Origin of the sequence: Ruminococcus sp. AF37-20 (assembly GCF_003460465.1) — a bacterium.
Lineage (GTDB): Bacteria > Bacillota > Clostridia > Oscillospirales > Ruminococcaceae > Hominimerdicola > Hominimerdicola aceti.
This window is the reverse complement of record NZ_QTVE01000002.1, coordinates 54,278-77,000: the sequence shown is the minus strand read 5'-3', so window position 1 is coordinate 77,000 and position 22,723 is coordinate 54,278. Positions and strand designations below refer to the sequence as shown.

20 protein-coding genes are annotated in these 22,723 nt (G+C 44.6%); 19 read left to right on the top strand and 1 reads right to left on the bottom strand.

Going from position 1 to position 22,723, the window contains the following annotated elements:
* The first annotated feature begins 85 nt into the window (after positions 1 to 85).
* The 17 genes from DW015_RS01530 (at position 86) to DW015_RS01450 (ending at position 17,140) form a co-directional block, all read left to right on the top strand.
* Positions 86 to 850: a hypothetical protein gene (locus tag DW015_RS01530; RefSeq protein WP_117903705.1), complete on the top strand. Its 765-nt coding sequence runs from the start codon at positions 86 to 88 to the stop codon at positions 848 to 850.
* Between the two features lie 142 nt (positions 851 to 992).
* On the top strand, positions 993 to 2,393 hold the full coding sequence (miaB, locus tag DW015_RS01525; protein ID WP_117903703.1) for a tRNA (N6-isopentenyl adenosine(37)-C2)-methylthiotransferase MiaB: 1,401 nt from the start codon (positions 993 to 995) through the stop codon (positions 2,391 to 2,393).
* A gap of 36 nt (positions 2,394 to 2,429) precedes the next feature.
* Positions 2,430 to 2,840, top strand: coding sequence for a YlbF family regulator (locus tag DW015_RS01520; RefSeq protein WP_022287374.1), 411 nt, complete (start codon positions 2,430 to 2,432; stop codon positions 2,838 to 2,840).
* A 138-nt stretch (positions 2,841 to 2,978) separates the two neighbouring features.
* Positions 2,979 to 5,594: a DNA mismatch repair protein MutS gene (mutS, locus tag DW015_RS01515; protein WP_117903701.1), complete on the top strand. Its 2,616-nt coding sequence runs from the start codon at positions 2,979 to 2,981 to the stop codon at positions 5,592 to 5,594.
* A gap of 82 nt (positions 5,595 to 5,676) precedes the next feature.
* Complete coding sequence (gene mutL, locus DW015_RS01510) at positions 5,677 to 7,755, top strand: DNA mismatch repair endonuclease MutL (RefSeq protein WP_117903897.1); 2,079 nt, start codon at positions 5,677 to 5,679, stop codon at positions 7,753 to 7,755.
* Positions 7,756 to 7,776: 21 nt separating this feature from the next.
* The gene (gene miaA, locus DW015_RS01505; protein WP_117903699.1) at positions 7,777 to 8,721 is read left to right on the top strand and encodes a tRNA (adenosine(37)-N6)-dimethylallyltransferase MiaA; all 945 of its coding nucleotides are present in this window, start codon (positions 7,777 to 7,779) and stop codon (positions 8,719 to 8,721) included.
* A 73-nt stretch (positions 8,722 to 8,794) separates the two neighbouring features.
* Complete coding sequence (gene hfq / locus DW015_RS01500) at positions 8,795 to 9,037, top strand: RNA chaperone Hfq (protein WP_022287370.1); 243 nt, start codon at positions 8,795 to 8,797, stop codon at positions 9,035 to 9,037.
* 14 nt (positions 9,038 to 9,051) lie between these two features.
* Positions 9,052 to 10,287 (top strand): HlyD family efflux transporter periplasmic adaptor subunit, encoded by a 1,236-nt coding sequence (locus DW015_RS01495; protein WP_117903697.1) that lies wholly within the window; start codon positions 9,052 to 9,054, stop codon positions 10,285 to 10,287.
* Positions 10,235 to 10,981 (top strand): YggS family pyridoxal phosphate-dependent enzyme, encoded by a 747-nt coding sequence (locus tag DW015_RS01490; protein WP_242992020.1) that lies wholly within the window; start codon positions 10,235 to 10,237, stop codon positions 10,979 to 10,981. The genes DW015_RS01495 and DW015_RS01490 overlap by 53 nt, the downstream gene beginning before the upstream one ends.
* Before the next feature lie 2 nt (positions 10,982 to 10,983).
* On the top strand, positions 10,984 to 11,433 hold the full coding sequence (locus DW015_RS13685) for a cell division protein SepF (RefSeq protein WP_242989556.1): 450 nt from the start codon (positions 10,984 to 10,986) through the stop codon (positions 11,431 to 11,433).
* Between the two features lie 2 nt (positions 11,434 to 11,435).
* Positions 11,436 to 12,218, top strand: a complete 783-nt coding sequence (locus DW015_RS01480) for a YlmH/Sll1252 family protein (RefSeq protein WP_117903695.1) — start codon at positions 11,436 to 11,438, stop codon at positions 12,216 to 12,218.
* Positions 12,219 to 12,237: 19 nt separating this feature from the next.
* A complete protein-coding gene (locus DW015_RS01475; protein ID WP_117903693.1) occupies positions 12,238 to 13,014 on the top strand; it encodes a DivIVA domain-containing protein in 777 nt (258 codons plus the stop codon).
* 56 nt (positions 13,015 to 13,070) lie between these two features.
* Positions 13,071 to 13,586, top strand: a complete 516-nt coding sequence (gene lspA, locus DW015_RS01470; protein WP_046440859.1) for a signal peptidase II — start codon at positions 13,071 to 13,073, stop codon at positions 13,584 to 13,586.
* The gene (locus DW015_RS01465; protein WP_117903691.1) at positions 13,573 to 14,490 is read left to right on the top strand and encodes an RluA family pseudouridine synthase; all 918 of its coding nucleotides are present in this window, start codon (positions 13,573 to 13,575) and stop codon (positions 14,488 to 14,490) included. The genes lspA and DW015_RS01465 overlap by 14 nt, the downstream gene beginning before the upstream one ends.
* A 17-nt stretch (positions 14,491 to 14,507) precedes the next feature.
* A complete protein-coding gene (locus DW015_RS01460; protein WP_117903689.1) occupies positions 14,508 to 15,329 on the top strand; it encodes a Cof-type HAD-IIB family hydrolase in 822 nt (273 codons plus the stop codon).
* A gap of 20 nt (positions 15,330 to 15,349) precedes the next feature.
* Positions 15,350 to 16,189 carry a transketolase gene (locus tag DW015_RS01455; protein ID WP_022287361.1) on the top strand — a complete coding sequence of 280 codons (840 nt, stop codon included), beginning with the start codon at positions 15,350 to 15,352 and terminating at the stop codon, positions 16,187 to 16,189.
* A 3-nt stretch (positions 16,190 to 16,192) separates the two neighbouring features.
* Positions 16,193 to 17,140, top strand: coding sequence for a transketolase family protein (locus DW015_RS01450; protein WP_117896659.1), 948 nt, complete (start codon positions 16,193 to 16,195; stop codon positions 17,138 to 17,140).
* An 86-nt stretch (positions 17,141 to 17,226) separates the two neighbouring features.
* On the opposite strand, the gene DW015_RS01445 is transcribed toward DW015_RS01450, so the two are convergent.
* Positions 17,227 to 17,841 (bottom strand): TetR/AcrR family transcriptional regulator, encoded by a 615-nt coding sequence (locus DW015_RS01445; RefSeq protein ID WP_117903687.1) that lies wholly within the window; start codon positions 17,839 to 17,841, stop codon positions 17,227 to 17,229.
* A 275-nt stretch (positions 17,842 to 18,116) separates the two neighbouring features.
* Between DW015_RS01445 and DW015_RS01440 the strand changes: the two genes are divergently transcribed.
* Entirely contained in the window at positions 18,117 to 20,216 is a 2,100-nt protein-coding gene (locus tag DW015_RS01440) for an MMPL family transporter (protein WP_117903685.1), read from the top strand.
* Between the two features lie 20 nt (positions 20,217 to 20,236).
* Positions 20,237 to 22,669, top strand: a complete 2,433-nt coding sequence (locus DW015_RS01435) for a hypothetical protein (protein ID WP_117903683.1) — start codon at positions 20,237 to 20,239, stop codon at positions 22,667 to 22,669.
* Positions 22,670 to 22,723: the final 54 nt, after the last annotated feature.

The window sequence follows — 22,723 nt, the reverse complement described above, 5'->3', positions numbered from 1 at the left end:
AATTTAAGCACACAAAAGCCTTTTGCCGAATAGAATATAGCGAAGTAAAAAAACTTCCATGATTTGATTTATAGGAGGACTTACTATGAGCGATTTTAACGGCAAACCTTTCAAGGAAGCAATGTGTATCGAGGCAATGCGTGTGTTTGATTCATGCTCGTCACAGGATTGTCTGGAAGATCTTGCGTTTACATTCAGCCAGGCAGACCAGACCGTGATAAACGCTGCGGCGTATATCAAAAGCACTTGTATCGACGTGACAGACGTAAGCTTTGCAATATCTCCGGTGGCATTCAACCACGGCTTTTACGCAGTTGACGTTACTTACACATTCAGGGCGCAGATAGAAGCATATGCAGCGGCAGGCGCAGCTCCGACAGTAGTTTACGGTACCTCATCATTCACAAAAAAAGTTATTCTTTTCGGCAGCGACGGCGGCACACAGAGATTTTCCACCTGCGAAGCCGATCAGATCGTCACCACCTCGCCTACAAGCGGCTGCTCATGCTGCTGCTGCACAGCGGCAATGCCTTGCGCTTCTGTGAGCGTAGCAGCGCCAATGTGTCTTGACGCAAAGCTTGTCGCAGAACCTGCACCAAGCGAGGAAAAGAACGTTCTTATCACTATCGGACTTTTCGCTATCATTCAGTTGTCAAGACCTGTGCCTATAATGGTGCCTGTATATGATTACTGCGTACCTGGCAAGGAGTGTTCCACAAACAGTGACAGCCCATGCGAAATGTTTGAAAAGATAGCATTCCCGACAGTAGAATTTTTCCCAAGAGGACTTGAAGAACCCCACTGCAAGGAAGAAAATGATACAGAGGGTCAGGGCGAAGCTCAGGGATAATATGTGATCTATGGGGGCGGAGTTTTCTGCCCCTTTTTGTTTGCAAAGCGACCTGTTTGGCTCTTCGCTCCCAAAACGCTTGACAAGAAGCCTGAAAAGATTTATAATTAAAGGGAATGTACGAAATGAAATGAGGATATCAATGACTGAGAATTTTTCGGAAATAATAAATGAGGAAACCGCTCCGCAGAAGCTGCTCCAATGGTCTGGTGAATACGAAAGAACTTGCGGTCACAAGCCGCTTGCCCTTATCCATTCATACGGCTGTCAGCAGAACGTCAGCGACGGCGAGAAGATAAAAGGTATGCTCTCAAAGGTGGGCTATGAGTTCACGTCCGATGTGAACGAGGCTCAGCTTATATTGTATAACACCTGCGCTGTAAGAGAAAATGCCGAGGACAAGGTGTTCGGCAAGCTTGGCGACCTTAAACATCTCAAAGAAAACAATTCCGAGCTTATTATAGGTATCTGCGGCTGTATGGCTCAGCAAAAACACGTTGCCGAGAAGATAAAAAAGACATACCGTCAGGTGGATCTTGTTTTCGGAACATTTGCCTACAACGATATGTATAATATGCTGTGGGAGATAATATCAAAGCATGACAGGATTTTCAATCTGTCAGAAAATCATGTTGACATAAACGAGGATTTCTTACAACTCCGTGACGATAAGATAAGAGCGTTCGTGCCTATCATGTATGGCTGCAACAATTTCTGCACCTATTGCATAGTGCCTTATGTCAGGGGCAGAGAGCGCAGCAGAAAGCCTGAGTCCGTTATCGCAGAGGTAAAAGCGCTTGTGAAAAACGGCTACAAAGAGATAACCCTGCTTGGTCAGAACGTTAATTCATACAGTTATGGTTTTCCTGAGCTTTTGAGAGAGCTTGACAAGATAGAGGGGGACTTCCGCATAAGATTTATGTCAAGCCACCCAAAGGACGCAAGCCATGAGCTTATTGACGCTATACTTGAGTGCAAAAAGGTGTGCAAGCATTTGCATCTTCCTGTGCAGGCAGGCTCAGACAGGATACTAAAGCTTATGAATCGCCGCTATACCACGGCGGATTATCTGAAAATAATCGACTATGCCAGAAGCAAAGACCCTGAGTTTTCATTCACAACAGACCTTATCGTTGGCTTCCCAAGTGAAACATACGAGGAGTTCTGCGAAACTAAGGAGCTTATCAAAAAGGTAAAGTACGATAATATCTATTCTTTTGTGTATTCAAGACGAAGCGGCACAAAGGCTGCCGAAATGGAGGATCACATCTCAGATAAGCAGAAGGGTCTGTGGCTGAGAGAACTGCTTTTGGAGCAGAGAGAGGTGTCAACAGCGTGGCTTTCAAGATTTGTGGGAAGAACTGTCACCGTGCTGCCAACAGGCGAGGGCAGAACTGGCGCTGATTATCTCACAGGCAAGAGCGACGAGGATATGATCGTCGAGGTGAAAGCAGATAAAAAATATATCGGTAAATTCATTCAGGTTCGCATAACAAAAGCAATGAACTGGGCTTTGAGAGGCGAGCTTGTTGAAGATAAATAACAGCGAAAGCTGAATAATATTTAAAGGAGAATTACCATGGATGTAATTGAAATGACAAGAAAGCTTGGACAGGCTATTCAGGAAGACGAGAGATACAAGGCTTATATGGAGGCTTGTTCTATCAATGATACAGATGTCGAGATACAGAACAAAATAGGCGAGTTCAATCAGCTCCGTTCACAGCTCAGCGTTGAGATGCAGAAGCCTGATAAGGACGGCGAGAAGATGACAGCACTTGACACTCAGATCAGAGAGCTTTATGACGAGATCATGGCTATGCCTAAGATGATCGCATTTAACGAAGCTAAAGAAGTTATGGACAAGCTTCTCGGCTCAGTAAACTATATCATCTCAATGGCTGCAAACGGCGAAGACCCAATGACTTGCCCGGAGGAAGCTCCTCATAGCTGTTCAGGAAGCTGCGCATCATGCGGCGGCTGTCACTAAGACGGTATCCAAAAACGAATAACAGTCAGGGGGAGCTTATCCCCCGTCTGCCCGAATCTGAAGACCACTTCAGACTGGGGCGGATAATTTCTATAGGGATATGTGAGTGGATAAATATATGAAACGGAGTGAGTTTGAGTGGAAACCAAAGATATAGATTTTTCAAAGCTGTCACCAATGATGAAGCAGTATTTTGAAGTAAAGAACAAATATAAAAACCATATACTGTTCTACAGACTGGGAGATTTTTATGAAATGTTCTTTGATGACGCTATCATTGCGTCAAGAGAACTTGAACTTACTTTGACAGGCCGTGACTGCGGACTTGAAGAAAGAGCGCCTATGTGCGGTGTGCCTCACCATGCCTGTGACGTTTATCTGAAAAAGCTTATTGAAAAAGGCTACAACGTGGCTATCTGCGAGCAGACCATGGATCCTGCCATGTGCAAGGGCATAGTGCCGAGAGAGGTCATAAGAGTAGTCACCCCAGGTACGCTTATCGAAAGCAGTATGCTTGATGAAACGTCCAACAACTATATCTGTGCATTTTATATGAGAGCCAAGGAAAGCGCATTGTGCCTTGCGGATATTTCCACAGGCGAGGTGCATCTGTTTGAGTTTGAGGGCAAGGAAATGACAAGCTCTGCTATAAATGAGCTGTCGAGATTTTCCCCTGCGGAGATCCTTATAAATGACGCTTTTCTTTCAAATAAAGAGCTTTCAAGCTTCATAAGAGAAAAGCTCAAGACCAGCATTCAGCTCTTGGAGGAGAACGATTTTTCCCCTGAGATACATACAGAAGAGGTGCTGAAACAGTTTTCCACAAACAGCCTTGAATCTATAGGCGTTAAGCCTGACACAGTTGCAGCATTTGCAGTGTGCGGACTTTTTGCATACATACATGATACACAGAAAGCATTGGTGGGCAGATTTTCCGAGATAATAAAGCATGACGCCGACCCTATCATGACTATCGGCTTCACTGCAAGAAGAAATCTGGAGCTTACAGAAACTCTCAGAAATAAAGAGAAAAAAGGCTCGCTCCTGTGGGTGCTTGACCATACCAAAACTTCAATGGGCAAGCGTATGCTCAAATCGTTTCTTGAACAGCCCCTTGTCAATCCTGCAAAGATAATCGACAGACTTGACGCTGTTGAACAGCTCACAATGAAGCCTGTTGAACTTGGAGAGCTAAAAGAGATACTGGGAGGAGTATATGACCTTGAAAGACTCATGACAAGGGTAATGTATAAGACCGCTACTCCTAGAGATCTTAAATCACTGTCACTGACAGCACTTAAACTCCCTGAGATAAAGGAGCTTCTCAAAGGTTTTGATTCAAAGCTTCTTGCAAACTGCAACAATAAAATATCCACCCTTGAAGCTATCTCAAACCTTGTTGAGAACGCCATTGTTGACGAACCGCCTGTTAATGTCAAGGATGGCAACGTTATCAAAGACGGCTTCAACGAACAGCTTGACGGACTGAGAAATATAATCTCAGGAGGCAAGGGCATAATCGAGGATATCGCAGAGCGTGAAAGAGAAAAAACAGGCATAAAAAATCTGAAAATAGGCTATAACCGAGTTTTCGGATATTATATTGAGGTAACAAAGTCTTATTATGACCTTGTGCCTGACAACTATATAAGAAAACAGACCCTTGCCAACTGCGAGCGTTTTATCACGGACGAGCTTAAAGTCGCAGAGAACACTATCCTCGGTGCAAGCGATAAGATAGCAACTCTTGAGCAGGAAATATTTGCGGAGATAAGAGATTTTGCAGCCACACAGCTTAGACTTGTGCAGGAAACTGCCACAGCAGTGGCGCAGATAGACGTGCTTTGCTCGTTTGCAACTGCGGCGGTGAACAATAACTATACAAAGCCTGAGATAGCCATTGACGGCATTATTGATATCAAAAACGGCAGACACCCCGTTGTTGAGCTTATGCAGAAGGACGAGGTGTTCGTGCCTAACGACACCTATCTTGACCTTACAAGCAACAGAATGGCTGTCATAACAGGTCCGAATATGTCAGGTAAATCAACTTATATGCGTCAGGTTGCTCTTATCACCCTTATGGCGCAGATAGGCTGTTTTGTACCTGCTGACTATGCAAAGATATCAGTAGTTGACCAGATTTTCACAAGAATAGGCGCTTCTGATGACCTCACCGCAGGTCAGTCTACCTTCATGGTGGAAATGAGCGAGGTTGCAGATATCGTAAAGCACGCCACCAAGAACAGCCTTGTCATCCTCGACGAGGTGGGCAGAGGTACTTCAACCTTTGACGGAATCTCCATTGCAAGGGCAGTATCGGAGTATATCTCCACCAACAGATCAATGGGCTGCAAGACCCTGTTTGCAACACATTATCACGAGCTTATAAGCCTTGAAAAAGAGCTTGAGGGCGTGAGAAATTTCTCTGTTGCAGTAAAGCGTCAGGGGGATAGTATCAAGTTCCTTAGAAAGATAGTTCCGGGCGGAGTTGACGAAAGCTACGGCATAGAAGTTGCAAAGCTTGCGGGTCTGCCAAACAAAATAATAAACAGAGCCAAAGAGCTTCTCGAACAGCTTGAAGCGGAAAACAAAAAGGCAAGACTTGCCGCTCAGCAGATAGAAAGCGACCAGATATCCTTTGACAAAATAAGCGACAGCATCGTTACCGACAGGCTTAGAAAAACCAACATAGACGAAATGACCGACAGCGAGCTTAGAGATTTTGTGAAAGACTTGCTGAGATATGTGTAGGCGACAGCTGTAAAAAACTGTTCAATAAGGATAATTTTCATACAGGCGGCTTTTGGAAAGAGCCATAGAAAAGGATAGAAAAATGTCAGAAATAAAAGTTCTGAGCAAGGAAGTTTCCGAGCTTATTGCGGCAGGCGAGGTAATAGACAGACCTGCTTCAATAATAAAGGAGCTTCTTGAAAACGCAATAGACGCAGGTGCGAACGTCATAACAGTTGAGATAAAAAACGGTGGCCGCACCTATATAAGAGTGACGGATAACGGCAAGGGTATCTCAAAAGAAGATCTGCCTATAGCCTTTCTTCGTCATGCAACAAGTAAGATATCAGTAAAAAATGACCTTGACAGCATTATGACCCTTGGCTTCAGAGGTGAAGCACTGGCTTCTATCTGCGCTGTATCAAAAGTGGACGTGCTTACGAAACGTCCTGAGGAGGATTATGGCACGCATTATGTTATCGAGGGCGCAGTGGAAAAGACCTGTGAGGAGTGCGGCTGTCCTGACGGCACAACTTTCGTTGTCAGGGATATTTTCTATAATGTTCCTGCAAGACTGAAGTTTCTGAAAAAGGACGTTTCAGAGGGCAATTTTGCCGCAGACCTTGTTACAAAGCTTACCCTTTCACACCCTGAGATATCATTCAAGTTCATCAGGGATAATAAAGTTGAGATATTGACAGCAGGGGACGGCAAGATATATTCCGCAGTTTATTCAGTTTATGGCAGAGATTTTGCAAACTCCATGCTTGAAGTTGACTATACATGGCAGGGTATGCACATAACAGGCTTCACTGTGAAGCCTCTGTCTGCAAAGCCTAACAGACGTTTTCAGAATTTCTTTGTGAACAAAAGATATGTGAAATCAAGGGCTTGTGCGGCGGCACTTGAAGAAGCCTACAGAAATCTTCTTATGACGGGAAAATTCCCGGCTTGCGTGCTTTATATAGATATCCCGCCGAACACCATAGATGTGAACGTCCACCCTACTAAAATAGAAGTGCGTTTTTCAGATGAAAAGCTTATGCACGAGGCTGTGTTCTTTGCGGTGAAAAATTCCCTTATGAAGAATGACAGACCTAATGAGATGCACCTTGAAAATAAACGGAATTTCACCGACAGAGAGCTTTTTGATATACCTAAAAAAGATAACAGCGTTCAGCTTAAATTCGCCATGGAGGATAATAGTCAAAAGCCTGCCGTTCAAAAGACTGAAACGCCTGCACCGATACCACAGGCAGAGAAAAAGTACGAAAATTCGTACAGCTATCAAAAGCCCGCACCAACGCTTAGAACAGTCGAGAGCAGGAGCATAACTGAGGAAGAGAAAGAAAAGCTCAGCGGCAGTGACGATATGTTTCTTGCAAGCCTTGAACAGCCTGCAAAGAAAGAAACAGCAGCAACAGTCCTTTCAGGCCCTGAGCCAAGACCCCATAAAGTGACAGTGGAGGAGATAAACAAGGCGATAAGTGAGATGCCTCTCCCCGAAGAGCCGGAGGAGCAGAGCGGAGAAGCTTTCAAGTTTATCGACGCTCAAAGCTTCACAAAGAAAAAGCCTGTTTCCGTTATCGTGGAGGAGAAAGAGCCTGAAAAGCCAAAGCCTGTTGTGGTGGGCGAGCTTTTCAAAACCTATGTGGTGGCACAGGTGGGGGACGAAATGATACTTATGGATAAGCATGCCGCCCATGAGAGATATATTTTCGAGAGGATAAAAAGCGATGCCGAACAGCTTGAAACGCAAATGTTCCTAGAGCCTATCATGGTGTTGCTTTCCTATGACGAGTATGACGCTCTCACCGCAAACCTCGATAAGGTGTCACAGCTTGGCTTTGAGATAGAGCCTGACGTTGCGCCAACTGTTGCAGTAAAGGGCGTGCCTATCATTCTTGGTGACGATAACCCTGCGGATATAATCAGCGACCTTGCAAAGAATTTTATCGAGAATAAACTCAATCCGCAAATAGAGCTTTTTGACGACCTCTACCATTCTATCGCCTGCAAAGCGGCAATAAAGGCGAACGATACCAACAGCGGAATAGAATTGCAGGCGCTCGTGAACGCCGTTTATGGTCAGGAAAATATCAGATATTGCCCTCATGGCAGACCTGTTATGATAACCCTCACCAAAAGAGATATCGAAAAGCAGTTCAGACGAGTTCTATAAAAAATGCAGGAGGCGAAAGCTATGGAAAATAAAATACCTCTCCTTGTCATTGCAGGGCCTACCGCCAGTGGAAAGACCGCCTGCGCAGTGGAGCTTGCAAAGATATATGACGGTGAGATAGTTTCCGCAGACTCTATGCAGATATATAAGGGTTTGAGTATCGCCACTGCCAAGCCTACCAAAGAGGAAATGCAGGGCGTGCCACATTATCTTATAGATTTTCTCGAGCCTGAGCAGGCTTTTTCCGTGGCAGATTATGTGAAGCTCGCAGGTGAGCGTATCAGAGAGATACACAGCCGTGGCAAAGTTCCTATTCTCTGCGGGGGAACAGGACTATATATAAGCTCACTTGTGAACAACGTGATCTTTGACGATACCGAAACGGACGGCTCAGTCAGAAAACGTCTTGAGGAGGAAGCCAAGACGCTGGGCGGTCACGCTTTGTGGGAAAGGCTCAGAGAGGTCGATCCCGAAACTGCGGAGAAAGTCCATGAGAACAACCTGCCAAGGGTCATACGAGGACTTGAAGTCTTTGAAACTACAGGTATACCGCTTTCACAGCATAAGGTGAACAGCCGTCGTGAGAAGTCGCCATATAACGCCTGCATTATCGGTCTTACAGCTTCCGACAGACAGTATCTCTATGACCGTATAAACCGCCGTGTTGATGTAATGGTGGAAAACGGGCTTATAGAGGAGTGCAGAGCTTTTTATGACAGCTTTACCCCTGCCACAGCTTATCAGGCGATAGGCTATAAGGAGCTTGTGCCTTATTTTGAAGGCAAAGCTGAGCTTTGTGAATGCCTCGACAAAATCAAACAGGAAAGCCGTCATTATGCCAAAAGACAGCTTACTTGGTTTAGACGAGTTGACGGAATTAAGTGGGTTGAAACAGATAAATTTGATAGTTTTCAAAAAATTATAGAAAATATCAAAAATATTATAGCCAAATCGGAAATTATGTGATATAATATAGTTTGAAAGATTTTATAGTAAAAAAAGCAATACATTGCTGTAAAAATTTTTAGGAGTGTTATTTATGAATAAGAATCTTAATCTTCAGGACGTTATACTCAACCAGATCAGAAAAGACAAGATAGCGTCTACTTTTATCCTTATGAACGGCTACCAGTTCAAAGGCGTTGTAAAGGGCTTTGACAGCTATGTTGTAGTTCTCGATTGCGAGGGCAAGCAGAACATAGTTTATAAGCATGCTATCTCAACTATCGTTCCGTCAAGATATATCAACGTTCTTGACGCCGCAGGCAATTCAGATATTTAAGAGGGCAGTAAAAAATGAATTCTCTGACCGTTAAAATACTTACCGGTCTGCTTTCTGTGCTGATAATCACAACTATCGGCAGTCAGATATACAGTGCACTTACAGAGCGTCATGACACCGAGGAAGCTGTGCTTGTTACTATCAATGAGGATATTGCTTTTAAGGGCGTTGTAATCAGAGATGAAAAGGTGGTCACCTATGACGGCGGCGGAGTTTTGGATTATACCTATTCCGACGGCAGTAAAATATCTGTTGGCAATACCATAGCGTCAGTTTATTCTTCTGAGGACGCTGTTACAGCGAAAAACAAGATAAAGATACTTGAAAGCGAGATAGCCGCCCTTGAAAGAGCACAAAATCCGGGTACAACGAATTATGTTCAGCCTGAAACGCTCAAAAGCAAGATAGATAAGGAATATAAGGAGCTTCTCTCATATTCTTCTCAGGATAATTTCTCTGAGTTTGCAAAAACAAGAGAGGATATGTCCCTTGTGATGAATATTTATAATATCGTCACAAAGACCGAGAAGAGCTATGACGAGAGGATAAGCCGGCTTCAGGCGAAAGTCAAGGAGCTGGAGAAACAGACCTCAGGTTCAGGAAAAACGATCACTGCTGACGAAACAGGCTATTTTGTTTCCTATGCAGACGGCTATGAGAGCGAGCTTACTATGGAGAACGCTTCCCAGCTCACTGACAAGGATATCCAAAAGGTCATCGACCAGCCTAGTAAGGATGCACCAAACGCCATTGGCAAAATGTTTTCAGACTATTCATGCAGGATAGCAGGGATCATGGAAAACGATAAAAGGATAACAGAGGGCGCATGGCTCAGAATGACGCTCAGTACCACAAAAAACATCTATGACGTTAAGGTGGAGTCTGTTAAGCCTTGTGAGGACGATGAGAACAAAGTGGTCGTCGTGCTTTCCTGTGACAGACTTGACGAAGCTCTTGTTGAGTCAAGAGTGCAGTCTGCGGAGCTTATCTTCGACGAGTATCAGGGCCTTAAGGTTCCAAGAAGTGCGATACGTTTTCAGGGCGATCAGAAGGGCGTTTATGTGATACTCGGCAAGGACGTTACCTTTAAGAAGATCAATGTTATTTACGAGGGCGATGATTATGTGCTCTCTGAAAATACCTCAAACGAGGATTATCTGCTGCTTTACGATCAAATTTTGTTAGAGGTGGTATCAGATGAAGATGTGCAGCAAAGTAGATCAGACAGCAACGCTGTCACCTCAGGATAATTATTTTCCGGAGGTTCTTGAAAACTGTAAGGAAATATGTTATAATGTAGAGAACGCCAAAGCAAAATGGCGTAAGCCTGACGAAGAAGTCAGGATAATGGCTGTCACAAAGACAGTGCCGCCTGAAAAGGTGAATTTCGCTGTGGCTCAGGGCTTTAAGCTGCTGGGCGAAAACAGGGTGCAGGAGTTTCTTTCCAAGAAAGAAGCTTACGATAAAAGTGCAGAAGTGCAGTTTATCGGACATTTGCAGACCAATAAGGTGAAATATATAATCAATGACGTTACTCTGATACAGTCTGTCGATAACCTGAAGCTTGCTCATGAGATAAGCAGGCTTGCAGTGAAGAATAATAAAACTATGAACGTCCTTGTGGAAATAAATATAGGCGACGAGGCTACTAAAAGCGGCGTTTCCGCTGAAATGGCTGAGGAGCTTGTAAGACAGACCGCGCAGCTGCCTAACGTTTCCGTTAAGGGTCTTATGGCTATCCCTCCTGTTGGCTCAGGGGAGGACGTTTTTGAAAAAATGCACGGTATTTTCCTGAGGGTGAAAGAGCAGGATATACCGAACGTGTCTATGGATATTCTCTCAATGGGAATGTCTGGGGACTATGAGCTTGCCATAAAGCATGGCTCAAATTTGGTGAGGATCGGAACAAAGCTTTTCGGAGCTAGAAAATATTTGGAGGATTAAAAATGGGTGCAATGCAGAAATTAAAAAATCTCTTTGTAGGCGAAGATGAACTTGAGCAGGAGGACGCAATGTATCAGCAGCCGATGTATGAGAATAAAACAGAATACAACGAAGCACCAAAGAACACAGGTGCATATGGCAATAACGCACGTCCGGTAAGAATGGAGCAAACCACGACTTTGCAGATAGTTCTTGCAAGACCAAACGATTTTTCAGAGGTCAAGTCTATCGGCGGCGATATAAATGAGGGAAAGACAGTTCTTCTCAACCTGGAAACTGTCAAGAGCGAGGACGCAAAGAGAATACTTGACTTTATCTCAGGCGTTGCATATGCAAATGGTGCAGACATCAAGATGATGGCTCAGAAAACTTTCGCTATCATGCCTAGAAACGTTGGCTTCTCAGGAGTTGACCTTATGAGCGAGCTTGAAAATAACGGCTATAGCTTCTAAAAATGGCTCGTGCTAAATATCAGTTTTTGCCCGACCTGTCTGAGGACGATATCCGTCTGTTAGACAGAGTGTCCGATTGGATAATGGCGGCTGATGAAAGGTATATAACAAAGTTTTCTGCTTTTCTCGATGAAAGGCAGTGTCTGCTGTGTGAAAAACTCATGGCGTCTGTGAAATATGAGAATTATAGGCTTTGGGGCGGATATGAAAACGCCGCAAGGCGTATGCTGTGCGTCTATCCTGAGTATGGCGAGGCGGAATGTGAGGATTTTCCTATCACCGCAATTACACTGCTGTATCGCAAAGAGGATAAAATAACTCACAGAGATATCCTAGGCTCGCTTATGGGACTAAGAATAACAAGAGACAGCGTTGGCGACATTCTTGTGGGAGAGGGAAAGTCAGCGGTGTTCCTGCGTTCTTCTGTGGCAGGCGAGGTGACAAGCGTCCTGACGAAGGTCGGCAGAGCAGGAGTGAAGCTTAGTGAAGGCTATGACGGCAGTATACATATTGAGCAGAAAACTCAGGAAATAAGCGGCACTGTGGCTTCCATGCGTGCAGATTGTATCTTAAGTCTTGCCGCAAGGATATCACGAGAAAAGTCAGCACAGCTTATAAAAAACGTGGGCATCGAAATAGACCATATGCCGAAAAATTCACCGAAAATACCTCTTGAAGAGGGCTGTACATTTTCAGTGAGAGGATACGGAAAATTCAAGCTGCTTTCAGTTGACGGCACAACTAAAAAAGACAGAATACATATAACTTTAAATAAATTTGTGTAAAGATCACGGAGGTCCTAGTATGTTAAATCCAAATAATATTAAAGGAAAAACTTTTGATACCGAGAAAAACGGTTATTCAAAAGAAGACGTAAAAGAATTTCTCGGACAGGTAGCCGAGGATTATGCCGAAGTTGTAAAGGCAAATCAGGATACCGAAGCTAAGATAATCAAGCTCGTTGAGAAGATAAACGAGTACAGAGAGGACGAGGAAGCTATCCAGCAGGCTCTTGTCGTGGCTCAGAAAGAGTCAAATAAGATACTTACTGAGGCCAAAACTCAGGCTCACGATATGATCGAGTCTGCCAAAACAGAGCAGGTAAGACTTGCAGAGCAGAGTGCTTCTGAGTGCGAAAGAATAGTTAAGGAGCATAAGGAAAAGTGTGCTGAGCTTATCAGAACTAATACCGAGATAACAGAAAAGAAGATAAATGAAGTAAGAGCCGCTTATGACGAGGAGCTTGCAAAGTTTGAGAACCTCAAGGCTGAGGTAACTCAGTTCAAGGCTGACCTTACTCAGCTTTATAATAAGCAGATAAGACTTATCATGGAAATTCCTGCATTTGAGCCTGCCGAGGATACAGCAGAGGAGTATGAGAAAGAAGAAACAGTCGAGGAAACTCAGGAAGCTGTAGAGGAGCAGGCAGAGGAAACAGCTGAGCCGGAGGAAACTGTTGAGGCTGAATCTGCACCTGTTACTGACAGCGAGCACGTTGAGAAGATACTTAATACTGGTTCTTTCGACCCTGTTATACCAAAGACAGCTCCTGCCGAGCTTAAATTTGGTAAAAATAATTAATTCAAAGGCTCTGTTTTCCGCAGAGCCTTACTGTTCATAAATGGAGTAGGGAATAGATGTTTGTAATTTCGCTTGTTATCATGGCAGTCCTCGTTGCCGCCGACCAGCTCATAAAGCTTGCTGTGACAAATAACCTGCCGTTGAACGGTCAGCCTGTCGAGGTCATAAAGTTCGGCAGCTTTAAGGTGTTCAGCCTGACCCATATAAGAAACTCAGGAGCAGCATGGAGCATGATGTCAGGAAAGACCTGGTTTCTTATCGGTCTGCCTGTTGTCGTACTGATCGTGGCGGTGATCTATATGTATAAGATACGCAAAGGCTCAAAGCTGGAGCTTGTGTCGCTGGCTATGGTGCTTGCAGGCGGTATCGGCAACCTTATCGACAGAATAAGGGTAAAAGAAGTTGTGGACTATATCAAGTTCGAGCCTATCAATTTCCCTATCTTCAACTTTGCGGATATCTGTATCGTCATCGGCGGAATCTTGTTCGTCATCTGCTTCTGCTTTTTGGACGAAAAGAAAAAGCCCATTCGTGACGATATAAAGGTCAAAGACGAAAATGACAAAGCTTGATTTTATTGCCACTGCCGAGCATACAGGCGAGCGTATCGACAGATTTTTGTCAGCGCAGGATACAGGTCTTACACGTTCCGCTGTGCAGAAGTTTATCGAGGATGGTGGCGTCACAGTTGAAGGCAAAAAAGTATCGAAAAATTATAAGTTGCATAATGGTGACAGCGTTGAAATAATTATTCCCGACCCTGTGGAGCTTGACGTCAAGCCACAGGATATCCCCGTGGAAATAGTCTATGAGGACAGCGAGCTGCTTGTGGTGAATAAACCTAAAGGCATGGTGGTGCATCCTGCCGCAGGCAATCCCGATGGCACTTTGGTGAACGCATTGCTTTATCATTGTCAGGGCAGGCTTTCTTCGATAAACGGCGTCATTCGTCCAGGGATAATCCATAGGATAGACAAAAATACAAGCGGTCTGCTGATCGTTGCCAAGACCGACAGCGCACATAACTTTCTTGCGGCTCAGATAAAAGAGCATAGCTTTACAAGAGAGTATGAAGCTGTACTCACAGGCGGTCGCCTAAAGACTACTACCGGCACAGTTGACGCACCTATCGGCAGAAGCAAATATGACAGAAAGAAAATGTGCGTGACAGAGCAAAACTCCAAGCACGCAGTTACCCATTATGAGGTGCTGGAGGAATTAGGTCAGTATTCGCTGGTGAAATTCCGCCTTGAAACAGGTCGAACCCACCAAATAAGAGTACATTCCGCCTATATCGGTCACCCTGTCTACGGCGACGATGTTTACGGCAAAGCTGTAAAGGGAATCGAGGGGCAGTGCCTCCACGCAAAGAAAATTGGTTTTATACACCCTGCGACCAAGGAATATATGGAGTTTGACAGCGAATTGCCCGATTATTTTCAGGCGGTGCTGAAAAAACTCAGAGCAGGGAATTGACCCACGGAAGTGATTTTATGTTTGAAGATATATCAAAAGTCCTGCTTATAACGGATATGGACGGAACTTTTCTCCCCGCAAGCAAGATACCTACCCCGAAAACTCTCGCCGCTGTCAAGCGTTTTGAAGAGGCTGGGGGCAGATTCTCTATAGCTACAGGCAGAGCCATTCAGGCGGCTAAACAGTATTTTGACATGGTGAATGTGAATTGTCCTATCATAATGTCAAACGGCGGAATGGTCTACGATATCCATACGAAAGAGCAGATATATAACGTCTTTCTGCCAAGCTTTGCGGCGGATATCGTCAAGGAGATACTTGCCGATAATCCTTATGTTGGCTGTGAAGTGCTTACTGTCAACGAGGTCTATGTGCCGAGCATGACCCCTATGGAAAAGCGCCATAACGAGATCTGTAAGCTCATTCCCGTTCAGTGTGCCGTTGACGAGATACCTGACAAGAACTGGTATAAGGTGCTTTTTGCAGTTGAGCCTGAGCGTATGGACGAGCTTATAAACTATGTGGCAAAAAAAGGCTACAAAGGTGTAGATTTTGTGCGTTCAAGTATCGAGTATTACGAGATACTTCCACAGAATATATCAAAAGGTACGGCTCTTGAGGAGCTGAGAAAAGCTTGTGGCATGGAGGATTTTACTTTTGTGGCTGCAGGCGACTATAATAATGATATTGAACTTCTTCAAGCGGCTGACGTGGCATATTGCCCGTCAAATGCGGCAGAGGAGGTCAAAAAGGTTGCGGATAAGGTCTTTGAGCAGTCCTGCGAGGAGGATTTTATTGCCGCAGTCATAGATGAAATTTTTGGAAAACTGAAGAAATAATATTTTTGGAGGTCAAAAGTATGGACGAAACATTAAAGAAACAGCTTGAGATCACAGCCTGCAAGGTTCGTCTTGGAATACTCGAGGGAGTATTCAACGCAAAATCGGGTCATCCGGGCGGATCGCTCTCTATAGCAGATCTGCTCACATATCTCTATTTTGCCAAGATGAACGTATATCCTGATAAGCCGGAAGAGCCTGAGAGAGATAGACTCGTGCTTTCAAAGGGTCACACAGCACCTGCACTCTATGCAACTCTTGCAGAAAAAGGCTTTTTTCCAAAGGAGGAGCTGAAGTCCCTCAGACATATCGGTGCAATGCTTCAGGGTCACCCTTGTATCTCTATCCCTGGCGTAGATATGTCCTCTGGATCTCTTGGACAGGGCATTTCTGTAGCCTGCGGTATGGCGCTTTCAGGAAAGCTCACAAGCGATACCTATAAGGTGTATACTATCCTTGGGGACGGTGAGATCGAAGAGGGTCAGGTATGGGAGGCTGCAATGTTCGCCGCTCATTATAAGCTTGATAACCTCGTTGCTGTTGTGGATAATAACGGACTTCAGATCGACGGAAAGATAGAGGACGTAATGTCGCCATATCCTATCGTTGACAAGTTTGCAGCATTTGGCTGGCACGTTATCACAGCCGACGCTCACGATTTTGACTCTCTCGAAAAGGCATTCAACGAGGCAGAAACAGTATGCGGTCAGCCTTGCGTTATCGTAATGAAGAGTATCAAGGGCAAGGGCGTTTCATTTATGGAAAACAACGTTTCATGGCATGGCTCAGCACCTAACAAGGAGCAGTATGAGCAGGCTGTGGCAGAAATAAACGAACAGCTTAAAAGTCTGGAGGGTTAAGCAATGGCAGAATTGAAGAAGAAAGCTACAAGAGAAAGCTACGGCGAGGCTCTTGCAGAGCTTGGCGATAAGTACGAGAACCTCTATGTTTTTGACGCAGACCTTGCTGCTGCAACAAAAACAGGTATATTCAAGAAGAAATTCCCTGACAGATTTTTTGACTGCGGTATCGCCGAGTCAAATATGATGGGCGTTGCAGCAGGTATGGCTGCAACAGGCAAGATACCATTTGCTTCTACATTCGCAATGTTCGCCGCAGGCAGAGCATTCGAGCAGGTAAGAAACTCTATCGGTTATCCTCACCTCAACGTTAAGATAGGCGCAACACACGCAGGTATATCTGTTGGCGAAGACGGTGCAACACATCAGTGCAACGAGGATATCGCTCTTATGAGAACTATCCCTGGCATGGTGGTAATAAACCCTGCCGACGACGTTGAAGCAAAGGCTGCCGTTGAAGCCGCTATCCTCCATGAAGGTCCGGTTTATCTGCGTTTTGGCAGACTTGCCACACCTGTTTTCAACGACCCTGAAACATATAAGTTCGAACTTGGCAAGGGCGTTAAGCTCCGTGACGGCAAGGATATAGCTATCGTTGCAACAGGTCTTATGGTTTATGAGGCTATCGAGGCTGCAAAAACACTGGCAGCCGAGGGTATCGAAGCAACAGTTATCAATATCCACACTATCAAGCCAATCGACGAGGATATCATCGTTGAAGCCGCAAAGAACACAGGACTTCTTCTTACAGTTGAGGAGCATAGCGTTATCGGCGGACTTGGCTCAGCCGTTGCAGACGTTCTTGCAGCAAGACACCCTGCAAAGCTTGTTAAGATTGGCGTGAACGATGAGTTCGGTCATTCAGGCCCGGCAGTTGATCTTCTTAAAGAGTATGGTCTTTGCGCAGACAATATCGTTGCAAAGGCAAGAGATGCTGTTAAAGCAAAGTAATAAAAGCACCAAACGGACGGATATTTTCCGTCCGTTTTTTTGTACACAAAAAAGACACGCTTACGATCTCGTAAACGTGTCTTTTCTTATGCTTTCGCAGTGCCTGCATGAGTGTCGATAATGTTGTTGATGCATTTGTAAAGATAAGGCTTAAGCTCGCCAATGTCCACAGGTTCGTTGTAAAGTATGGACGAGTAGCAGGTTGAGCTTACAAGCTCAACTATCATGAATATCATGACCTCAGGCTGAACAATATTATATGGAGCGTCAGCAAGCATAGCATCATAAATGTTGCGGAAGTCGATGTCATCGTCCTTTATAGGCGATGTAAGAGCATGCTTGAAAACGCCCCAGCTAAGATTCTTTGCAATAAAAGTCAAAAGCGACTTGTTCTCGTTTAGCTGATTGATGATGTTGTCAACAATAAAAATAATTCGTTCATTAAAGTTAAGCTTCTTGCCGCTCGCATTTAATGCCTCTATAGCGTTTCTGAAAAGCTGTGACGACTTGTGAGAAACAAGCTTGTTTCTTATGTCATATTTGTCCTTGAAATAAAGATAAAACGTTCCTTTCGCCACACCGGCGTTGTTCACGATGTCTGAAATAGAGGTCTTGCTCACTCCCTTGGTGGTAAAAAGACTAAAAGCCGTGTTAAGCAGAGAGTCCTCCTTAACCTTTTTATTGGTATCAAGCTTGCCCATTTTAACACGTCCTTCCTTATTATAATATACAATTTGTATGCCACATATACACAGGTTTACTATGGCTGACCCTATATTTATTATAATACAAATTCTTGTTAAAGTCAACGGAGCAAAATGACCAATAGTCACTTGTGACCGTTGGTCATTTTGTGCAACTCTACAAAAAGAATGACTAATGGTCATTTTACTATTGACTGTTGGTCATTTTTGATGTATACTATGAATTGTTAAAAGACCGAAAGGTCAAAACTATGTGAAGGGAATGACATTTGATGCAGAAATTTGGCAGAGGAGTTGTAAAGCTCCGAGTACCGATACTCATAGTCAGCGTTCTGCTGCTGATACCGTCAATATTCGGTTTTCTCAGCACAAGAATAAACTATGATATTCTTTCATACCTCCCGTCAGACATTGAAACCATGAAAGGTCAGGATATAATGCTTGACGAGTTCGGCAAGGGTGGCTTTTCGCTGGTAATGCTTGACGGCATGGACGATAAGGACGTTGAAAAGGTCAAGGAGAAGATCGAAAAGGTAGACCACGTTTGCGATGTTCTCTGGTATGACACCTTGGCAGACGTTTCACTTCCAAAGGAAGTTCTTCCTGATGATATTTACGATTTCTTCAATACAGATAACTCCACAATGATGGCTGTCTTTTTTGACGAGGCGACCTCCGCTGACGGCTCACTTGAAGCTGTCAAGGAGATAAGAAGCATCGCCGGTGAACAGTGTTTCGTAAGCGGTATGTCGTCAGTCGTTGAGGATATCAAGGATCTGACAATGCAGGAAGCTCCGATGTATGTTGTTATCGCAGTAATACTTACAAGTATCATACTTGCACTTACAATGGATTCGTTCCTTATCCCACTGTTCTTTATGCTCAGCGTGGGCATGGCGATAATCTACAACATGGGAACGAACTTCATACAAGGCGAAATATCGTTCATCACCGAAGCTCTGGCAGCCGTGCTTCAGCTTGCGGTAACGATAGACTACTCGATCTTCCTGTGGCACAGCTACAAAGAGGAGAAAGAAAAGCACCCTGGTGACAACAAAGAGGCTATGGCAGTCGCCATCGGCAAAACTATCACCTCAGTCGTTTCAAGCTCCATAACAACAGTTGCAGGCTTCCTTGCACTTTGCTTCATGAGCTACGAGCTTGGCATGGACATGGGTATCGTAATGGCAAAGGGCGTTGTTATTGGCGTTATCTGCTGCATAACAGTTCTCCCGTCAATGATACTTGTCTTCGATAAGGCACTTGAAAAAACAATGCACAAAGACCTTGTTCCAAGCCTTGAAAAGCCTTCAAAGTTCATTATCAAGCACCATGCAGCATTTATTGTACTCTTTATAGTTGTACTTATCCCTGCCGTATATGGTCAGATAAACACCAATGTCTACTATAACCTGACAGATACTCTTCCAAAGGATCTCAACAGTGTTATCGCAAACACAAAGCTAGATGAGGAATACAACATGGCAACGACCCATATGCTCCTGGTTGACGCTGATATGAAGCCAAAGGAAGTAAACTCTATGCTCGACGAAATGGGCAAGGTTGACGGAGTAAGCTTCTCAATGTCACTTGATACTCTTATCGGTCCGTCTATTCCTCGTGAGATGGTTCCTGATTCAGTAACAAAAATACTCAAGAGCGACAAATGGCAGCTCATGCTGGTCGGCTCTGAATATAAGGTAGCTTCTGATGAAGAGAATGCCCAGATAGATGAGCTTAGCAAGATACTTAAATCCTACGATAAGGACGGAATGCTTATCGGTGAGGCGGCTGCTACAAAAGACCTTATCGACATAACAGATCATGACTTCAAGGTAGTAAACGTAGTTTCTATCGCCGCTATCTTTATCATCATTCTTATTGCGCTCCGTTCAGTTTCACTGCCTATCATTCTGGTAGCCGTTATCGAATTTGCTATCACAGTAAACATGGGTGTTCCGTGCTTTACGAATACCACCATACCGTTCATAGCGTCGGTAGTAATCGGTACTATCCAGCTTGGTGCAACAGTTGACTATGCTATCCTTATGACAACAAGATATAAGACCGAGCGTAACGCAGGCAAAGATAAGCATGAAGCTGTCACTATCGCACTCACCACTTCAATGAAGTCTATCATGGTCAGCGCACTTGGCTTCTTCGCTTCAACATTCGGCGTTGGCGTATATTCAAGCGTAGATATGATCTCACAGCTTTGTACGCTTATGTCAAGAGGTGCAATAATCAGTATGATAACTGTTATCTGCATACTTCCTTCAATGCTTATGCTGTTCGATAAGGTAATAATCAATACAACAATGGGCATGAAGAAAAAAGAAAATAAGCTTTATAAGCTTCCTGAAATTCACTAATACGTAAAGGAGATATAGTTATGAAAAAGTATTCAAGAGTTCTTGCAGGCATACTTGCTGTACTTCTTTCCGCAGGCTGCACAGGCCTTTATGCAGCAGCTCAGTCAGACAGCTCTTCCGCTGCCGACAGCACTGCCTCAACAACAAAGAGCGAATCAGATAAAAAAGATACAAAAGATACAAAGAAAGCTGATAAGTCTGACAGCGATACAGAAAAGCAGGCTAAGGAAGAAACAGTTTATGTTATCACTGACGCTTCCGGCAACAAGACAAAAACAGTCGTTTCCAACTGGCTGAAAAACCCACAGGGCGTAAAGAAGCTGGAGGACGTTTCCAACCTGACAGATATCGAGAATGTTAAAACAGACGAGGGCTTTACAGCCAATGGTGATAAGCTCACATGGGATACCGAGGGCGGAGATATTTACTATAAGGGCTATACCGATAAGGCACTCCCGGTTGATGTAAAGGTAACATATACCCTTGACGGCAAGGAGATAAAGCCTGAGGACCTCGCAGGCAAGAGCGGTAAGCTTACAGTAAGATATGACTATACGAACAACGATAAGAAAACTGTCAAGATAAACGGCAAGAAAACAGATATCTATGTTCCATACCTTATGGCAACAACAGCTATCCTTGATACTAACGTTTATTCAAACGTTGAAGTAACAAATGGCAAGCTCATTTCAGACGGAAGCAGACAGATACTTATAGGCGTTGCAATGCCTGGCCTTACAAAGAGCCTTGATCTTCAGGATAACGAAGATATCGAGATACCGGAGTACGTTGAGTTCACAGCAGACGTAAAGGACTTCGAGTCAACGACCTCTCTCACAGTCGCAACATCTGACATCTTCTCAAAGCTTGACCTTAGCGATATCGGTGATGCTGACGATCTTCAGGATAAGCTTGATGAGCTTTCTGATGCTACAGATGAGCTTGTAGACGGCACAGCAGAGCTTTACGCAGGCATCAAGAAGCTGTCCGATTCCTCAGGAACACTTATCACAGGTATCGACAAGCTTTATTCAGGCTCTAAGTCACTTGACGATGGTGCAAAGACACTTAACAGCGGTGCAACAAAGCTTCGTGACGGAGCAAAGACCCTTGATTCTTCCACAGGCGAGCTTATGAGAGGTATCTCCACAGCTCACAGCGGTTCAACAGCCCTCCTCGGTGGTTTCGATCAGGTAAACAGCGGTATGTCAACTTTGAAGAACGGCTCATCATCACTTTCAAGCGGACTTTCACAAGTATCCTCAGGCGCACAGCAGGTAAATAACGGTGCTGCAAGCCTTGCCGCAGGCACAAATAAGCTTGTTACAGGCGTAGGCGACCTCCAGACAGGCTCTAAAAACCTTGCCGCAGGCACAAAGCAGACCTATGACGGTTCAACTGCACTGAAAAAAGGCGTTGCAACACTTAATGCAGGCGTTTCCACACTCTATGAAAAGGTGCAGTCACTCCCTGCAAGCGTTGAACTTCTTTCAAATGGCATAACAAAGGTAGATAACGCACTTACACAGTCTATCGCATACGACCAGCAGGTACTCGCAGGACTTGAGCAGCTTCTCGGCAATTACGAAGAAGGCTCAGCAGAGTATACGAGCATAAGCAATATGATAGCAGCCGTAAATGGCTCTATCCAGTATCAGCAGGGCGCACAGAGCGGCCTTGGCGATGTTTCAATAGGTGTCGGCACAATGGCAACCGAGGGCAAACAGCTTGTTGACGGCGTAACTCAGATATACAATGGTCTTAACGATAAGAAGAAAGGTCTTGTCGCAGGCGTTGATAATTTGAATACAGGACTTAAAACAGTAAACGAGGGTGCTTCTGCACTTAAAACCGGTATCGGCACACTTGCTAAGTCCAGCAAGGAGCTTAACAGCGGTGCAGCTACACTCTCCGCAGGCACAAAGAACCTCTCCGCAGGAGTAAGCTCAGCACAGGCAGGCGCAAGCAAGCTTGATAAGGGCGTTGACAGCCTGAACTCAGGCGTATCAAAGCTTTCAAACGGTGCAAAAACTCTTGACAGCGGTCTTGGTCAGCTTGACAACGGCAGCAAGCAGCTAAAAGACGGTACTGCAACACTCTATTCATCACTTGTAGAGCTTGCACAGGGTACAACAACACTTTCAAGCGGCAGTGCAGAGCTGTTCAGCGGTATCGGTCAGCTCAAAGACGGCAGCTCACAGCTTTCATCAGGTGTTAAGAAGCTTGAAAGCGGTGCAAAGACCCTTAAAGACGGCATGGCTAAGTATAAGGACGAGGGCATCGGCAAGCTCCTTGACATCTACAACAACGACCTCAAGGGACTTATCGACAGACTTAACGCTCTCAAGAAAGCAGCCGAGGATTCAACAACATTCTCAGGCGCAGCCGATGGTGTTGAAAGCTCAGTTAAGTATATTTACGAAACTGCGGCTATTGAAAAAGCAGACGAGTAATTTTTACTTCCCACACATAGCAAAGACCCCCTTGGACAGAAATGTCCGAGGGGG

What these genes read in the sequence shown, in the direction of transcription:
- DW015_RS01530 (WP_117903705.1), top strand. Translation starts at nt 86, where the DNA reads ATGAGCGATTTTAACGGCAAACCTTTCAAGGAAGCAATGTGTATCGAG.
- miaB (WP_117903703.1), top strand. Translation starts at nt 993, where the DNA reads ATGACTGAGAATTTTTCGGAAATAATAAATGAGGAAACCGCTCCGCAG.
- DW015_RS01520 (WP_022287374.1), top strand. Translation starts at nt 2,430, where the DNA reads ATGGATGTAATTGAAATGACAAGAAAGCTTGGACAGGCTATTCAGGAA.
- mutL (WP_117903897.1), top strand. Translation starts at nt 5,677, where the DNA reads ATGTCAGAAATAAAAGTTCTGAGCAAGGAAGTTTCCGAGCTTATTGCG.
- miaA (WP_117903699.1), top strand. Translation starts at nt 7,777, where the DNA reads ATGGAAAATAAAATACCTCTCCTTGTCATTGCAGGGCCTACCGCCAGT.
- hfq (WP_022287370.1), top strand. Translation starts at nt 8,795, where the DNA reads ATGAATAAGAATCTTAATCTTCAGGACGTTATACTCAACCAGATCAGA.
- DW015_RS01495 (WP_117903697.1), top strand. Translation starts at nt 9,052, where the DNA reads ATGAATTCTCTGACCGTTAAAATACTTACCGGTCTGCTTTCTGTGCTG.
- DW015_RS01490 (WP_242992020.1), top strand. Translation starts at nt 10,235, where the DNA reads ATGAAGATGTGCAGCAAAGTAGATCAGACAGCAACGCTGTCACCTCAG.
- DW015_RS13685 (WP_242989556.1), top strand. Translation starts at nt 10,984, where the DNA reads ATGGGTGCAATGCAGAAATTAAAAAATCTCTTTGTAGGCGAAGATGAA.
- DW015_RS01480 (WP_117903695.1), top strand. Translation starts at nt 11,436, where the DNA reads ATGGCTCGTGCTAAATATCAGTTTTTGCCCGACCTGTCTGAGGACGAT.
- DW015_RS01475 (WP_117903693.1), top strand. Translation starts at nt 12,238, where the DNA reads ATGTTAAATCCAAATAATATTAAAGGAAAAACTTTTGATACCGAGAAA.
- lspA (WP_046440859.1), top strand. Translation starts at nt 13,071, where the DNA reads ATGTTTGTAATTTCGCTTGTTATCATGGCAGTCCTCGTTGCCGCCGAC.
- DW015_RS01465 (WP_117903691.1), top strand. Translation starts at nt 13,573, where the DNA reads ATGACAAAGCTTGATTTTATTGCCACTGCCGAGCATACAGGCGAGCGT.
- DW015_RS01460 (WP_117903689.1), top strand. Translation starts at nt 14,508, where the DNA reads ATGTTTGAAGATATATCAAAAGTCCTGCTTATAACGGATATGGACGGA.
- DW015_RS01455 (WP_022287361.1), top strand. Translation starts at nt 15,350, where the DNA reads ATGGACGAAACATTAAAGAAACAGCTTGAGATCACAGCCTGCAAGGTT.
- DW015_RS01450 (WP_117896659.1), top strand. Translation starts at nt 16,193, where the DNA reads ATGGCAGAATTGAAGAAGAAAGCTACAAGAGAAAGCTACGGCGAGGCT.
- DW015_RS01445 (WP_117903687.1), bottom strand. Translation starts at nt 17,841, where the DNA reads ATGGGCAAGCTTGATACCAATAAAAAGGTTAAGGAGGACTCTCTGCTT.
- DW015_RS01440 (WP_117903685.1), top strand. Translation starts at nt 18,117, where the DNA reads ATGCAGAAATTTGGCAGAGGAGTTGTAAAGCTCCGAGTACCGATACTC.
- DW015_RS01435 (WP_117903683.1), top strand. Translation starts at nt 20,237, where the DNA reads ATGAAAAAGTATTCAAGAGTTCTTGCAGGCATACTTGCTGTACTTCTT.